Below are 15312 nucleotides of genomic sequence, written 5' to 3'. Positions count from 1 at the left end.
CTATTTCTTATTCAAATCTCAAGGTATCTTTGATCTCACTCAAAAAAGGCAGTTTTGTATCCTTTTCTGAAAGCAGCAGATCGCCGATTCCATCAAGTGGCCATTCAATGCCAATTTCCGGATCGTTCCAGCGGATGCCGCCGTCGTATTCCGGTGCATAAAGATTGGTGCATTTATAGTTGAACACCGCTTCATCGGACAAGACCAGGAAGCCATGAGCGAAACCTTCGGGTACATAGAACATTTTTTTGTTTTCTTCAGTTAAAACTACGCCAGCCCATTGTCCGTAGGTCGGCGAGCCTTCCCGCAGATCCACCCCGACATCGTAGACGGCGCCTCTGGTTGCGCGCACCAGTTTGCCCTGACAGAATTTCCGCTGAAAATGAAGCCCTCTGAGAACGCCCTTGCTTGATTTTGATTCGTTATCCTGAACAAAACGCATGGTCAATCCCGCTTGATGGAATTCCTCTTCGTTGTAAGTTTCCATAAAATAACCGCGTTCATCGCCAAAAACGGAGGGTTCAATGATAACCAGACCTTTGATGTTTGTTTCTGTGATATTTATTTTTGCCATAATGTCTCCTACTTTTCTTCTGCACACTGGATCAGGTATTGCCCATAAGCAGTTTTCTTTAATGGTTCCGCCAGTTTCAAAAGTTGCTTTCTGTCAATAAAACCGCGTCGGTAAGCAATCTCTTCAATACAGGCCACATAAAGTCCCTGTCTTTTTTGAATGGTCTCAACAAAGTTCGATGCTTCAATTAAACTGTCATGTGTGCCGGTATCAAGCCAGGCCATACCGCGTCCAAAGAGTTCAACCTTCAGATTGCCCTGTTTCAGATAGGTTTCATTCACCGTGGTGATTTCCAGTTCGCCCCGTGCCGACGGTTTAATGTTTTTCGCAATTTCAACAACCGAATTGTCATAAAAATAAAGCCCCGGCACTGCAAAATGGGATTTCGGTTTTTCCGGTTTTTCTTCAATCGAAAGCACCGTGCCGTCTTGGGCAAATTCCACCACGCCGTAACGTTCCGGATCCGTAACCGGATACCCGAAGATAATCGCGCCGCCTTCTAACTCAGCGGCATTGCGAATCGCACCGGTAAAGCCATGTCCGTAAAAGATGTTGTCACCCAATACCAGGGCAACTTTCTCATCGCCAATAAATTTTTCACCAATAATGAAGGCTTCTGCCAATCCATTCGGTGCATCCTGCACTTCATATGAGAAATTCAAGCCCAGTTCTTCGCCGGAACCAAAAAGCCGTTCAAACATCGGAAGATCGTGCGGCGTTGAAATAATCAGTATATCTTTGATTCCCGCCAGCATCAAGGTCGCCAGCGGATAGTAAATCATCGGTTTGTCGTAAATAGGCAGCAGTTGTTTTGATACCGCCCGTGTGATCGGATAAAGTCGTGTGCCGGAACCTCCGGCCAATATAATACCTTTCATGATTGCCTCTTTCCTTTTATTATGCGTTCAGTTTTTTCAAATATTCGGCTAATGATTCACGCCAGGGTCTGAAATGATTCATCTTCAAGTCCTTCAGCCCTTTATTATCCAGGACCGAATATTTGGGACGCGGCGTCTTGCTGACAAATTGCTCCGAAGTGATGGGTTCCACCGAAATGTCAATTCCGGACATTTTAAAAATCTCCACCGCAAAATCATACCAGCTGCACTGGCCTTCGCAGGTTCCATGATAAAGCCCGTAATTCTCGGTCTGAATCAAATCGATGATCGCAGCTGCCAAATCCACGGTGCTTGTCGGCGAACCGATCTGATCATTCACAACCGTGAGCTTCGGATGCGTGGCTGCCAGCTTCAGCATGGTTTTTACAAAATTGTTGCCGTCGCCATACAGCCAGGCTGTTCGAATGATGAAATGCTTCGGGGCAATTTCCGCAACCGCTTTTTCTCCGGCTGCTTTGCTCTCGCCATAGACCGTCAGGGGATCAATCGGATCAGTTTCCACATAAGGCCGCAGCTTCCCGTTTTCTGCGATGCCGGCTCCTTCAAAAACGTAATCGGTTGAAACCTGCACCAGAACAATATCCTGATCGCGGGCAATTTCCGCCAGATATTGGGGCCCCACGGCATTGATCGCGAAAGCCGCTTCTTTCTGGGTTTCACAGCCATCCACATTCGTCAGGGCACCACAGTTGATGATAACAGTCGGCTGCTCTTTATCGATTATATCGGTAATCTTTTTTTTATCAGTAATGTCAAACTCGGGAATATCATAGCCAACAAAGTTTATCTTTTTTTCATTAAGCTGTTGCGTGAGTTCCCTTCCAAGTTGACCGTTAGAACCTGTCAATAATACTTTCATACTTCACCTGATTTCTTAAGTTTTAACCCATAAAAATTCATTGTCATTATACTCGATATCCCATTAAAAGTCTATTTTTTTCTGGATTCTTTCTCCTTTTTAAGATTGCCAGGGAAATTCAAAAACCCGCTTTTTCCCAACAATTTGCATTTTCCCTTCGTTTTAAATGTATTTTTAAGCAAGTTTATGGTATTATATATTGATATGATTTTAACTCGTAAAGCGAAAGGAAACTTTATGAAAAAGAAAATAATTCTGGTCATACTATTCTTGATTGCCTCACTCATCGGCACCGGAATCGTCTATGGCTTTAACACACTCGGTCAAATCAACCAAATGGTAGCAGAACCTAAACTTGATGAATCAACATTAAATGTAAATAATAATCTGGATATCGATACCGTAAACATTGCTGTTTTTGGCATCGACGGACGAAGTGATCTTGATGGTGATCGTTCCGATACGATCATGATTGTATCAATGGATTTCAGGAATGGGAACATTCGCGTCACTTCGATTATGCGTGACTTACTGGTTCAGATTCCAGCCGGCAAATCGAACAATGAAACCTTCGACAAGATCAATGCCGCTTATTCATATGGCGGTCCTGAACTTACGGTTAAAACGCTCAACCAGAACTTCGATCTGAATATCACCGATTATGTGGTTGTCAATTTTGATGCGATGGTGGATACAGTTGATGCTCTCGGTGGCGTTGAGATCAATGTCCTCGATGAAAATGTCCTTGAATGGACCAACAAATACATCGATGATGTCAATGACAAAGTTGGAAAAGGCGACGCCTACCTTGAAACGACCGGTGTTCAAACCGTAACCGGTGTTCAGGCATTGGCCTATGCCCGAAACCGCTTCAGTGATGACGACTACCATCGAACCGAACGCCAACGCGAGGTGGTCGGACAGATTGCCAAAAAAGCATTTAAAATCGATGCGATAACCGGTGTCAACCTGATCAGTAAAGTGTATCCCTATATCAAGACCACCCTTTCGATCAGTGAAATAACGACTTATGCCAAGGCATTTTTAGGGTCTGCCGATAAGCAGTTTCTGGAATTCAGATTGCCGACCGATGCCTACGTCAAAAATGCCATGATCAACAGTATTTCTTATGTGGTGCCCAACACCCTTTCAGAGAATGTGGTTGCACTTCATGCGTTTATTTACGGTCCCGCCACAACCGCTGCCACCTCGGGGACCAGCAGTTCAAGTACCGACAGTTCTTCCAGCACCGGCAGTTCGAGTGCGAGCGGTACATCCGGCACCAGCAGTTCCGGTACCAGCAGTTCTTCCGGCACCACCGGTTCCAGCGCAAGTTCTTATACCGCCTATGTTCCATCTGATACGGTGGAGGAAATAAGCAAGGCCATTGCCGCCTATGCCGGTTCCGGATCGTCTTCATCCTACACCGAATCAACCAGCTCGGACAGCACCTACGAAGAACCATCGTCCTATTCAAACAGCTCTGGTTCATCCAGTTCAAGTTCTTCCGGATCGGGTTCTTCCAGCTCAAGCTATACTGACTCCGGTTCAAGCTATACTGATTCGGGTTCCGGTTCATCCAGTTCCGGCTCCACCGGATCAAGTTCTTCCGGGTCAGATTCATCCAGTTCCAGTTCTTCCGGATCGAGTTCATCTGACTCCGGTTCGTCCAGTTCCGACTCCTCTTCAGGCGGAAGTAGCTCCAGCTCCGGTGGCAGTTCTTCCTCTGACAGTTCAAATTAAAACAGACCATAAAAAAAGCATACTCCCGAATTTTTGGGAGCATGCTTTTTTTTAGTTTAATTCTCGATTAAATCCGTTACTATTTTTTTCAGAAGTTCTTTTTTTGTTGCCGCTTCAGCTTCGCTTTTTCCAGTCACTGAGAAATATATTTTCAGCTTCGGTTCCGTCCCCGATGGCCGAAGCGCAAACCATGAATAATCATCAAAAACGAATTTCAGAACATTCGACTTGGGAAGATCAATCATCTCTTCGGCACCGGTTTCTAAATCCCGGCTGATACTTTCTTTGTAGTCATTGAATTTCGCCAATCTGGCATCAGCAAACCCCGTCAGCTCAGCCTTCCGGAATTTGTCCATGATCGCAATGATTTTGGCCTTTCCCTCTATCCCTTCGAGTGTCAATGCCATCACATCTTCTATGAAATAGCCATGTTTTTCATACAAGGCAATCAGTGCCTCAAAAAGGGTCAGCCCCTGTTTTTTGTAATAGTCCGCCATTTCACAAACCAGTGCTGACGCCACCACCGCATCCTTATCGCGAGCGTAGTTTCCCGCCAGATACCCATAGCTTTCTTCATAACCAAAAGCAAATGTGTATTCACCGGTTTTCTCATACTCCGTCATGCATTCGCCGATGTATTTGAAGCCGGTTAAAACATCGACCACATTGGCACCGTGACTTTTGGCGACGATTCCGCCGAGTTCACTGGTCACAATGGTCTTGATGATGACTTTGTTCTTGGGCAATTCCGGGCGGGTTTTGAGATAATAATCCACCAGCAGCGCTCCGGTCTGATTGCCGGTAAAGACATCAAATTCACCCTTGGGATTTCTCCCCACCACGCCAACCCGGTCACAATCCGGATCGGTGCCGATGATGATGTCGGCCCGGCACTGATCAGCCAGCGCCATTGCCAAAGTAAATACGGAACGATCCTCCGGATTGGGATATGGCGCCGTGGTGAAGTTGCCGTCCGGCAGCTCCTGCTCCGGCACAACCACCACATCCTGATATCCCAACTCTGCCAGAACCCGGCGAACCGGTTTGTTTCCCGAGCCATGAAGCGGCGTATAAACTACTTTTAACGGACTACCCGGATTGGGATGGCAAATTGATGTCACCGCTTTGGTAAAGGCCGCATCCATTTCTTCCCCCACCATTTGAATCAACCCCTGATTCAGTCCTTCTTCTACCGACATCCTCTGGATATCGAAAATATCTTTAACGGTTCCGATTTCAGCAATCAGTGCATCCGCCGCAGCCGTGACCATCTGCCCCCCGTCCGGGCCATATACTTTATACCCGTTGTACTCCTTCGGATTATGGGATGCGGTAATCACAACTCCACCCGCCGCATTTAAATACCGCACGGCGAAGGAGAGCTCCGGCGTCGGGCGAAGCTCTTCAAAAAGATATGCTTTCACACCCATTTTTGCCAGCACACCAGCCGTTGTTTCGGCAAAGGTTCTTGAACAGTTGCGGGAATCATAGGCGATGACCACGCCCTTTTCCGAGTTTCTTTTATCCATTTTCAGAAGATAGCTTCCTAATCCGTAGCTCACCTTCCCGATCATGTAGATATTCATCCGGTTTGTGCCGGCCGCCATTTTTCCCCGCATGCCGCCGGTTCCGAATTCCAGTTCCGTATAAAAACGGTCCTCGATTTCTTTTTCATCCGTGACGGCTTCCAGTTCCTTGCGCAGACCCGGTTCCAGGTCCTTCTGATTGAGCCATTCCTGATATGTTTTTGTGTATTCCATCCTGCTTCCTTTCTTCACCATACCCGGGGCGATTAGCTATCGCCCGTAAACCTCATGGTTGCAACTGACGCACGGGCGGGTAATACCCGCCCCTACAAATAAATAACCAAACTATTCACCCTATAATATATTGTTCTTCACCATACCCGTAGGGGCGATTAGCAATCGCCCGTGCACGTAAATTTAAAAACTCGACGTCTGCGGGCGGGCAATGCCTGCCCCTACAAAACAATATTAATTTTTCAGTTATGCTAATAAGGTCTCCAGATATTTCCGGAAATCCGCACCCAGCTTCTGATCTCTTAAACCAAATTCAACCGTCGCTTCCAGGAAACCCAGTTTATCGCCCACATCGTAGCGTTTTCCGATAAAATCATAAGCAACCATTTTTTCAATGGTTGCCAGCGTTTTAAGTCCGTCGGTGAGCTGGATTTCACCACCCGCCCCTTTACCGGTATGCTCCAGAATTTCAAAAATCCCCGGTGTAATAACATAGCGGCCCAGTATCGCCATCGTGGAAGGCGCCGTTCCAATTGCCGGCTTTTCCACCAGATCATTGACCTGATGAACCCGTTCTGCGACCTTCGTCCCGGAAACGATCCCGTATTTATTGACCTGATCCGGGGCTACCTGCTGAACCCCGATGACCGAAACCCCGTAGGCTTCATAAACCTCAACCATCTGCTGCAGTGCCGGTTTGCCGTCATGATAGACAATATCATCCCCCAGCACTACCGCAAACGGTTCATTGCCGACAAATTCTTTGGCACAAAGCACGGCATGACCCAATCCCTTGGCTTCATTCTGCCGGACCGAAAATATTTTAGCCATATTGGTAATGGCCTCCACTTCTTTCAGGGCATCGTTTTTTCCGCCCGCTCTCAAAAGTGCTTCCAGTTCCGGTACCTTATCAAAATGATTGATGATGCTTTCTTTGTTGCGGCCGTTGATAATCAGGATTTCTTCAATTCCAGATGCCACAATTTCTTCAATGATATACTGGATCGTCGGTTTGTCGACGATCGGCAGCATTTCTTTTGGCACTGATTTGGTAATCGGTAAAAATCGGGTTCCCAAACCGGCAGCCGGAATAACCGCTTTACGTACCTTGCTCATCTAGAGCACCTCCTTCTCTGGAATTCCCAATCCCGAATAGATAAAGCCTTTCGGCGGATGTTCGCCAAAGATATTTCTTAAATCAAATAGATAACGTTCTTTCATCACCCTTTTCACCCGTTCCGGATCAATGCCCTTGAATTCGCGCCAATTGGTTAAGATCACCAGTGCGTTTGTTCCTTCGGCTGCCTCGTAGACATTGTGGCAATAGGTAATCTCATCTTTTTCGTTATGCAGACGCCATTTTGCTTCCTGGATGCCTTCCGGACAGTAAATACGAATCGTAGCGCCAGCTAAAACCAGCCCTTTGATGATGTTGATCGACGGGGCCTCCCGCATATCGGTCGTTTCCGCTTTATATGAAAGGCCCAGAATCCCGATGGTTTTACCTTCCAGATTGCCCAGAACGCGTTTGATTTTTTCAAGCATTTTGTTCTTTTGTCTTTCATTGGCATCAATCGCCCCCTGCAGCACCTTCAATTCTTCGCCATACGCTTTGGCAATCCCGATCAGCGCTTTTGAGTCCTTGGGCAAGTCGCTGCCCCCATAACCGGGTCCCACATCCAGGTACTCCGGCCCGATTCGCGAATCGCGGCCGATCCCCTTTGCCACATCAATGATATTCGCATTGGCATTTTCGCACAGCAAAGCGATTTCATTGATGAATGAAAGTTTGATCGCCAGAAAGGCATTGACGCCGTATTTTATCATCTCCGCACTCTGCGGGTTGGTGATGATATAGTTTTCATCATGAACATGAAGACTGTCGTAGAGACTTTTCAACCGTTCGACCGCCACGTCAGATTCTGAACCGATGACCACCATTTCCGGGACTAGACAATCCTTGATCATCGAACCTTTTCTGGCGAAATCCGGATTGCTGACCACATCAAAAGGAATGTCAGCCTTGCGCTCATCCAGCGTCTTTTTGATGATATTCTTGATAATCTGGCAGGTTCCCGGTGGCACCGTCGATTTGATAACCACGGTCGCATAATTATCGATATGGTTTCCGATGCTCTGGGCAATGGGTTTCATAAACCGCAAATCCGGGAAACCGTTGTCATCAATTGGCACTAAGCAAGTAATAAAAATAATTTCACTCTTTTTTATCGCACGCTGAATATTTGAACTGAATCGGAGCCGTCCTGTAGCCTCGGATGCCGCCACCAGAGCCCTGAGTCCCGGCTCGTAGATCGGCATTTCCCCCTCTTTCAACATGTTAATGGTTTCCTCATCTGTGTCGGCACAGATAACATTGACGTCTGAATCAGACAAAATCGAACCATAAGTGATGCCTAAAATGCCCATTCCGATAATACAAATATTCATCTTTTATCCTCCCTAAAATTGTGTTTTCCAACCGTTTCATAGATCATTGCCAGTATAATCGCATTCCGATTCTTTTGTAAATTATAGCATATAAATTATTTCAATTAAACACCTCTACCGAATAAAATGCCAAAAGCCGGGATTCTTGCGAATCCCGGCTTTCATTTTTGATTGTACTTTTTATATTATTTTCGTTCTTTTGTACTGATTCGAATAATTGCTCTCTGCAAGGCAACTTCAGCCCGATCTGCATCGTACTTGCTGTCTTTAAGACGCTGCAATGCTCTTTCCCTGGCTTCTCTGGCCCGTTCGATATCGATATCTTCCGGCCATTCAGCTGCATCGGTCAAAATAATCGTTTCATCGGAGTTGATCGTTGCAATACCGCCCAATAGCGTGCCGTATTTTTTCGTCCCATCTCCCATGATAATATTAAATGTCCCCAGTGCAAGAGTGGTAGTGAAAGGAATATGATTCGGAAGAACTGCAAATTCTCCCTCTGTTCCTCTGACTACAATCCTTTCTGTTTCACCTTCGTAAAAGACGCCGGTAGGAGAAATGATTTTTAATTTGAAAGTACTAGCCATTAAAGCTCACCTCAACTAACCTTGTAATTTTTTTGCTTTTGCAACGGCATCTTCAATGGTTCCAACCATTAAGAAAGCATTTTCTGGTAACTCATCATGTTTGCCATCAAGAATTTCCCGGAAACCTTTAATGGTATCGCCAATCGGAACATACACACCTGGCGTACCGGTAAATTGTTCGGCAACGTTAAACGGCTGAGACAGGAAACGTTCAATTTTTCGGGCCCGGGCAACGGTAATTTTATCCGCATCACCCAACTCGTCCATACCTAAAATAGCGATGATATCCTGCAGCTCTTTATAACGCTGGAGAATTTCCTGAACTTCACGGGCCGTTTCATAATGTTCCTTGCCAACAACCTTTGGTGTCAGAATATTGGATGTCGAATCCAGTGGATCCACCGCTGGATAGATTCCTTTTTCTGTAATCGCACGGTTCAGTACCGTTGTCGCATCCAGATGGGCGAAAGTCGTCGCCGGAGCCGGGTCAGTCAAGTCATCGGCCGGTACATAGACAGCCTGAACCGATGTGATGGAACCCTTGCTGGTAGATGTGATCCGTTCCTGCAGAGCCCCCATTTCAGTAGCCAGTGTCGGCTGGTAACCAGCAGCACTTGGCATACGGCCCAATAGCGCCGATACTTCAGAACCTGCCTGGGTAAATCGGAAAATATTATCGATGAACAGAAGCACGTCCTGTCCTTCAACATCACGGAAATATTCAGCCATGGTCAGTCCGGAAAGGGCGATACGCATTCTGGCTCCTGGTGGCTCATTCATCTGGCCGAAGCACAAAGTTGTCTTGTCGATAACTCCTGATTCGATCATTTCGTAGTAAAGGTCATTCCCTTCACGGGTACGTTCACCAACCCCGGCAAATACGGATAAACCACCATGCTGGGTTGCGATATTGTTGATCAGTTCCTGAATCAATACGGTTTTACCAACACCGGCACCACCGAAAAGACCAATCTTACCACCACGAACGTAAGGGCAGATCAAGTCAACAACTTTAATACCGGTTTCGAACATTTCCGGTCGTGTCTGTTGTTCTTCAAACGTTGGTGGATGACAATGAATCGGATTCGTTTGAACCCCGGTCATATCAAAAGGTTTCCCATCAATCGGTTCGCCCAAAACGTTAAACATTCTGCCGAGGGTTGCTTTCCCTACCGGCACGCGTATTGGCCCTCCGGTATCTACTGCCTCCTGGCCTCTTACAAGACCATCAGTAGAGTCCATCGCAATACATCTGACTACATCATCCCCGAGCAACTGAGCTACCTCAATTACCAAGGTATGACCATCTTTTTCTATATTAATTGCATTGTTCAATTTTGGCAGCTGGTCTTTTTTAAATTTGACATCGACGACCGCGCCAATAACCTGAACAATCTTCCCTTTATTTTGGGCCATTCCCTGTAACCTCCTTGTGCAAATCATTTACACTTCTAATTTATACATTCATCACGATATCGCCTCTGTTCCATCGACGATTTATTACTTAGCTTAAAGCATCAGCGCCACTGACAATTTCAGAAATTTCCTGTGTAATTGCCGCTTGACGGACTCGGTTGTATTGAAGCGTTAACTCATCGATCATTTCATTGGCATTTTTAGTTGCCGATTCCATGGCGGTACGACGAGCACCCTGTTCACTTGCAGCACTTTCGATCATCGCACCATACAATGTATTTGCGATATAATTGGGAATCAGATATTCCAGAAGCGATTCCGGGTCCGGTTCATAAATCATCCCCGTCAAACTCTTCTTTTCCGCTGCTTCTTCAAACTTTTTCTTCGGTTTCAGTCCCTCTGCATCGAGAGGCAAAAGCTTCATCAGATATGGATGCTGCGAAATCGTCGACAGGAATCGGGTATAAACCAGATAAACCTCATCAAATTCTCCGTTTTCATAAGCTTCCATGATGCCGGCCGAAATCTTTTTTGCATTGAAGAAATCAGGGTTTTCAGATATTCCCAAATATTCACCTTGTATATTGTAATCACGATTTCTGAAATGATCCCGTCCGCGAGATCCAATCGTGTATAAAACAGCATTTTCCTTGCTCTTTAAGTGGGACTCAACCCGTTTGCAAACATTTCCGTTATAGCCGCCCGCCAGACCTTTATCGCCGGTTATGACAATATAGGCCGTCTTCTTGACATCGCGCTGGTTCATGAAAACATTCTTGCTTTTTCCAGTTCGCTCCACAATATGACCCATACTAACAATCATTGCTTCGAAATAAGGATATCGTTTCTCAGCAAGCTCACGACTTTTTCTCAGCTTTGCTGAAGCTACCATCTCCATGGCATGGGTGATTTGTTTCGTGCTGTTTACACTTTTTATCCGACGTTTAATATCTTGAACATTCTCTGCCACTAGAAATCACCTCCGATGACAATCTATTTAGATTGCAAGAAAACTTTTTTATAAGCCTCTAAGCATTCTGCAAAACCTGCAACAACCGCATCAGAAAGGCCTTCTTTTCCTCTAGCCTTTGCCATGATTTCCGAGTAGTTTTTATGGGCAAACGGCATCAAGCCTTTTTCAAATTCACGAATATCTTTTACTTCGATATCCAGCAGGAATCCGTTGGTTGCAGCATAAAGGATCAAAACCTGATCTTCAACTGCCATCGGGTCATTGACGTCCTGTTTCAGGATCTCAACGATTCGTTCCCCTTTGGCCAGCTGCGCTTTGGTCGCTTCATCCAGATCTGATCCGAACTGGGCGAAAGATGCCAACTCACGATATTGAGCGTACTCAATACGCAGCGGTCCAGCAACTTTTTTCATCGACTTGATCTGAGCGTCGCCACCAACACGGGATACCGAGATACCAGGGTTAACAGCCGGACGAATACCGGAACGGAACAGTTCCGCTTCCAGGAAGATCTGTCCATCGGTGATGGAAATAACGTTGGTTGGAATATAAGCGGATACGTCACCGGCCTGGGTTTCGATGATTGGCAGCGCCGTGATGGAACCACCGGCTTTCAACTTGGCGGCCCGTTCCAAAAGTCGTGAATGCAGGTAGAAAACGTCTCCCGGATAGGCTTCACGTCCTGGTGGACGACGAAGAATCAGGGACATGGCACGATAAGCAACCGCATGTTTTGATAAATCATCATAAATAATCAGGACATCCTTCTGCTGTTCATTCATGAAGTACTCACCCATTGTTACCCCGGTATAAGGTGCCAAATACTGGAGTGGCGCCAATTCGGCGGCACCAGCGGCTACGATAATGGTATAACCCATGGCATCATTTTCTTCCAGTTGTCCAACAATCTGGGCAACGGTTGATTCTTTTTGTCCAATAGCAACATAGATACAGATAACATCTTCACCTTTTTGATTGATGATGGTGTCGACAGCCAAAGCTGTTTTTCCGGTCTGTCTGTCGCCGATGATTAACTCACGCTGGCCACGTCCAATCGGAATCATCGAGTCGACCGCTTTGTAACCTGTCTGAATCGGCTGATTTACACCTTCACGGGCAATTACGCCAGGTGCCTTAACTTCAACTGGGCGACGAAGGTCTGTGACAACTGGGCCTTTTCCATCAATTGGAGCCCCCAGTGTATTCACAACACGACCGATCATGGCCTCACCAACCGGTACTTCAACAATACGACCGGTACAACGAACGATATCGCCTTCAACAATGTTGTCATCATAACCTAACAGAACACAACCAACGTTATCTTCTTCAAGGTTCAGTACCATCCCATAAACATCGTTCGGGAAAGCCAATAGTTCGCCAGCCATGGCATTTTCCAGGCCGTGAACACGAGCAACTCCATCCCCTACTGTTATGACCGTACCGACATCGACGACTTCAAGTTTATCCTGATACCGTTCTATTTCATTTTTAATAATTTGACTTATTTCCTCTGGTCGGAGATTCAACTTTACTCACCTCGTTTATCATAGTCTTAAACTGTTCATTTGCGTTTTCATTTGATTTAACTGATTTTTTATGCTGCCATCGATAATCTGATCCCCAACATAAACCACGGCACCGCCGATAATGCTTTCGTCAATCTGATTCTTGAGAAGGACTTTTTTATCAAAGCGTTTTTCCAGGTTTTTTTCGAGAGCAGCTCGAAGGGTTTCGTCCAAGGGCACCGCCGTTTTCACAACAGCTTCAACGGTATTTTTATAAGGAAATACCAGCTGTCTGAAAGTTTCATTAATTTCTTCCACATATTCAAAGCGATTCTTATCCAGAAGGATATTCAGAAAATTCTTCAAATATAAATTAATTGATTCTTCCCCGTAAACCCGATTTAAAATTTCCTTCTTTTCAGAAGTATTAATTGAAGGGGTCAGCATGAGATTCATTAACTTTTCCTCGGACTTGAAAAGATCAATTACCGTCGAAAACTCATCGAACACCTCATCAACAACATTTTTATCAACGGCAGTGTCAAATAAGGCCTGGGCATATCTTTTCGCTACTAAACTCATTTAGCTTCTCCTACCTTGTCAATGAAGTCCAAAATCATGGCTTCATGTTGTTTCTGATCCATTTCCTTATGAATAATCTTTTCAGCTGCAAAGAGCGAAAGATCAACGATGTTCGTTTTAACCTCATTCATGGCCTTGCTCTTCTCAAACTCGATTTCAGCATTCGCCTTATCAAGAATCGCTTTCGCTTCGCCATGTGCCTTATCAAGAATTGCCTGCCGCTGAGCCTGCGCTTCGGCATTGGCATCCCGGATAATTTCACGTTCTTTTCCTTTGATGTCAGCCAATAAACCCTCGTATTCGAGTTTCAATTTTCCAGCTGAAGCATTTTTTTCTTCAGCACCGGTAATATCAGCGTCGATACTATCCTGCCTTTTTGTGATGACATCTTTTATCGCTCCATAGAAGAACTTTTTGATGATCAGAAAGAAAACGAGAAAGTTTATCAGTGTTGCGAGCATTACTCTAGCGTCGATGCTAATTAGTCCTGTTGTTTCCAATGTTATAGCCCCCTTTCCAATTTAAAAGCATTGAAGTGTTTCATATCAGAGCCACCCAATCTTAAATAAAGGGATTAGCAAAGATTAAAATTAATGCAACGATTAATGAGTAAATACCGCAGGTTTCACCTACCGCCTGACCAATAAGCATGGTTTTGATGATGTCGCCCTGTGCTTCCGGCTGACGTCCTACGGCTTCTGACGCTTTACCAGCTGCATAACCCTGGCCAAGCCCTGGTCCGATACCGCCGATCATTGCCAATCCTGCTCCAATTGCTGAAGCTGCTTTAATAATACTTAATCCGTCCATGTTTTTCCTCCAAATTTTTAATAAAATTTTCTAATTTTCTGAGTTCTAAACTGCTTAAATAAAAGGGTTTGCAAAGATTAAAATCAATGCGACGATCAATGAGTAAATACCACAGGTTTCACCTACCGCCTGACCAATAAGCATGGTTTTGATGATGTCGCCCTGTGCTTCCGGCTGACGTCCTACGGCTTCTGATGCTTTACCAGCTGCATAACCCTGGCCAAGCCCTGGTCCGATACCACCGATCATTGCCAATCCTGCTCCAATTGCTGAAGCTGCTTTAATAATACTTAATCCGTCCATTTCTTCCTCCTAAAAATTTCCAAACTATTTTTCCCCGAAAAAGGGATTCACAAATAACAAAATCTTCCCGATAAAATGCTACAACTGCTACAGGCTTTGGCCATTGCTGCCTGTGCCAGTCTTAAAGCGCACTGTCAACCATCATCCTATTCGTTTTTTCGAATATTATTCGACATCCATTCCTCTGGCAATGAAAACCATCGTCAGGGTTGTAAAGATAAATGCCTGGATACATCCAACAAATAGATCTAAATAGAAATGCAGTGGAATTGGAATAAATAACGCCAAGCCCATTAAACCAGTCAAGCCTTCATAACTCAGAATCATGATGATGACTCCGCCTAATAAGTTTCCGAAGATACGAAAAGTCATCGAGACCGGTCTTGAAAGTTTTTCAATAATGTTAATCGGAAACATAAAAGGGAATGGTTCTATGTATTCCTTGAAATAGCCTTTTGGGCCTCTTCCCTTCCAAGTAAAGACTTCAATCAATACAAATGTAATTAATGCTAGCGTCAATGGAAAGCTGATATCTGCTGTTGGTGCTCTCAGATCATACATTCCGCAGGTATTTGCAAAGACAAGAAACATCATCAGCGATAGTATGTATGGTGCAAAAAACATTTTATCTTTGCCCATATTTCCAGCGACAAGATTATCTATGGCATTTATAATCATTTCCCCTATTACTTGAAGCTTCCCCGGGTGTTTTTTCAAATTTCTTGTGAACAGAAAACACACCACAAAAGCAATGGCCATGGTTATCCATGTATTGACGATTGTTTCGGTTATCGGAATTCCAAAAATATAACCGTAAAGCTCTGGACCATTCATTGTTCTTTCACCTCAT

At 45.1% G+C, this 15312-nt stretch carries 16 protein-coding genes; 1 reads left to right on the top strand and 15 read right to left on the bottom strand.

Going from position 1 to position 15312, the window contains the following annotated elements; translation table 11 throughout:
* Window positions 1–7 precede the first annotated feature (7 nt).
* From rfbC to rfbD, 3 genes are read right to left on the bottom strand one after another with little or no spacing between them, the layout of a single operon-like run.
* Window positions 8–574: a dTDP-4-dehydrorhamnose 3,5-epimerase gene (gene rfbC / locus GH808_RS08500; protein ID WP_186842354.1), complete on the bottom strand. Its 567-nt coding sequence runs from the start codon at window positions 572–574 to the stop codon at window positions 8–10.
* Between the two features lie 8 nt (window positions 575–582).
* Window positions 583–1452: a glucose-1-phosphate thymidylyltransferase RfbA gene (gene rfbA, locus GH808_RS08495; protein WP_186842353.1), complete on the bottom strand. Its 870-nt coding sequence runs from the start codon at window positions 1450–1452 to the stop codon at window positions 583–585.
* A gap of 19 nt (window positions 1453–1471) precedes the next feature.
* The gene (gene rfbD, locus GH808_RS08490; RefSeq protein ID WP_186842352.1) at window positions 1472–2332 is read right to left on the bottom strand and encodes a dTDP-4-dehydrorhamnose reductase; all 861 of its coding nucleotides are present in this window, start codon (window positions 2330–2332) and stop codon (window positions 1472–1474) included.
* A 237-nt stretch (window positions 2333–2569) separates the two neighbouring features.
* Here rfbD and GH808_RS08485 point away from each other — a divergent pair, with 237 nt between their 5' ends.
* On the top strand, window positions 2570–4075 hold the full coding sequence (locus tag GH808_RS08485) for an LCP family protein (RefSeq protein ID WP_186842351.1): 1506 nt from the start codon (window positions 2570–2572) through the stop codon (window positions 4073–4075).
* 56 nt (window positions 4076–4131) lie between these two features.
* Here GH808_RS08485 and GH808_RS08480 read toward each other — a convergent pair whose 3' ends face one another.
* The 12 genes from GH808_RS08480 to atpB form a co-directional block, all read right to left on the bottom strand.
* Window positions 4132–5835, bottom strand: coding sequence for a phospho-sugar mutase (locus GH808_RS08480; RefSeq protein WP_186842350.1), 1704 nt, complete (start codon window positions 5833–5835; stop codon window positions 4132–4134).
* A 246-nt stretch (window positions 5836–6081) separates the two neighbouring features.
* Window positions 6082–6951: a UTP--glucose-1-phosphate uridylyltransferase GalU gene (galU, locus tag GH808_RS08475; RefSeq protein WP_186842349.1), complete on the bottom strand. Its 870-nt coding sequence runs from the start codon at window positions 6949–6951 to the stop codon at window positions 6082–6084.
* Complete coding sequence (locus tag GH808_RS08470) at window positions 6952–8283, bottom strand: UDP-glucose dehydrogenase family protein (RefSeq protein ID WP_186842348.1); 1332 nt, start codon at window positions 8281–8283, stop codon at window positions 6952–6954.
* Window positions 8284–8468: 185 nt separating this feature from the next.
* The gene (gene atpC, locus GH808_RS08465) at window positions 8469–8870 is read right to left on the bottom strand and encodes an ATP synthase F1 subunit epsilon (RefSeq protein WP_186842347.1); all 402 of its coding nucleotides are present in this window, start codon (window positions 8868–8870) and stop codon (window positions 8469–8471) included.
* Between the two features lie 15 nt (window positions 8871–8885).
* Entirely contained in the window at window positions 8886–10286 is a 1401-nt protein-coding gene (gene atpD / locus GH808_RS08460; RefSeq protein WP_186842346.1) for a F0F1 ATP synthase subunit beta, read from the bottom strand.
* Between the two features lie 88 nt (window positions 10287–10374).
* Complete coding sequence (atpG, locus tag GH808_RS08455) at window positions 10375–11256, bottom strand: ATP synthase F1 subunit gamma (RefSeq protein ID WP_186842345.1); 882 nt, start codon at window positions 11254–11256, stop codon at window positions 10375–10377.
* A gap of 23 nt (window positions 11257–11279) precedes the next feature.
* Window positions 11280–12788 carry a F0F1 ATP synthase subunit alpha gene (gene atpA / locus GH808_RS08450; protein ID WP_186842344.1) on the bottom strand — a complete coding sequence of 503 codons (1509 nt, stop codon included), beginning with the start codon at window positions 12786–12788 and terminating at the stop codon, window positions 11280–11282.
* 18 nt (window positions 12789–12806) lie between these two features.
* A complete protein-coding gene (locus GH808_RS08445) occupies window positions 12807–13349 on the bottom strand; it encodes a F0F1 ATP synthase subunit delta (RefSeq protein ID WP_186842343.1) in 543 nt (180 codons plus the stop codon).
* Window positions 13346–13849: a F0F1 ATP synthase subunit B gene (atpF, locus tag GH808_RS08440; RefSeq protein WP_186842342.1), complete on the bottom strand. Its 504-nt coding sequence runs from the start codon at window positions 13847–13849 to the stop codon at window positions 13346–13348. Before atpF ends, GH808_RS08445 begins: the two co-directional genes overlap by 4 nt.
* Before the next feature lie 61 nt (window positions 13850–13910).
* Window positions 13911–14159: an ATP synthase F0 subunit C gene (atpE, locus tag GH808_RS08435; protein WP_186842341.1), complete on the bottom strand. Its 249-nt coding sequence runs from the start codon at window positions 14157–14159 to the stop codon at window positions 13911–13913.
* A gap of 54 nt (window positions 14160–14213) precedes the next feature.
* The gene (gene atpE, locus GH808_RS08430) at window positions 14214–14462 is read right to left on the bottom strand and encodes an ATP synthase F0 subunit C (RefSeq protein WP_186842341.1); all 249 of its coding nucleotides are present in this window, start codon (window positions 14460–14462) and stop codon (window positions 14214–14216) included.
* A 165-nt stretch (window positions 14463–14627) separates the two neighbouring features.
* Window positions 14628–15296, bottom strand: coding sequence for a F0F1 ATP synthase subunit A (gene atpB / locus GH808_RS08425; RefSeq protein WP_186842340.1), 669 nt, complete (start codon window positions 15294–15296; stop codon window positions 14628–14630).
* Between the last annotated feature and the right edge of the window lie 16 nt (window positions 15297–15312).

This window comes from Acetobacterium fimetarium (genome assembly GCF_014284475.1).
Classification (GTDB): Bacteria; Bacillota; Clostridia; order Eubacteriales; family Eubacteriaceae; genus Acetobacterium; species Acetobacterium fimetarium.
Note: the sequence above shows the minus strand (reverse complement) of the source record. Positions and strands in the feature narration are given on the sequence as shown.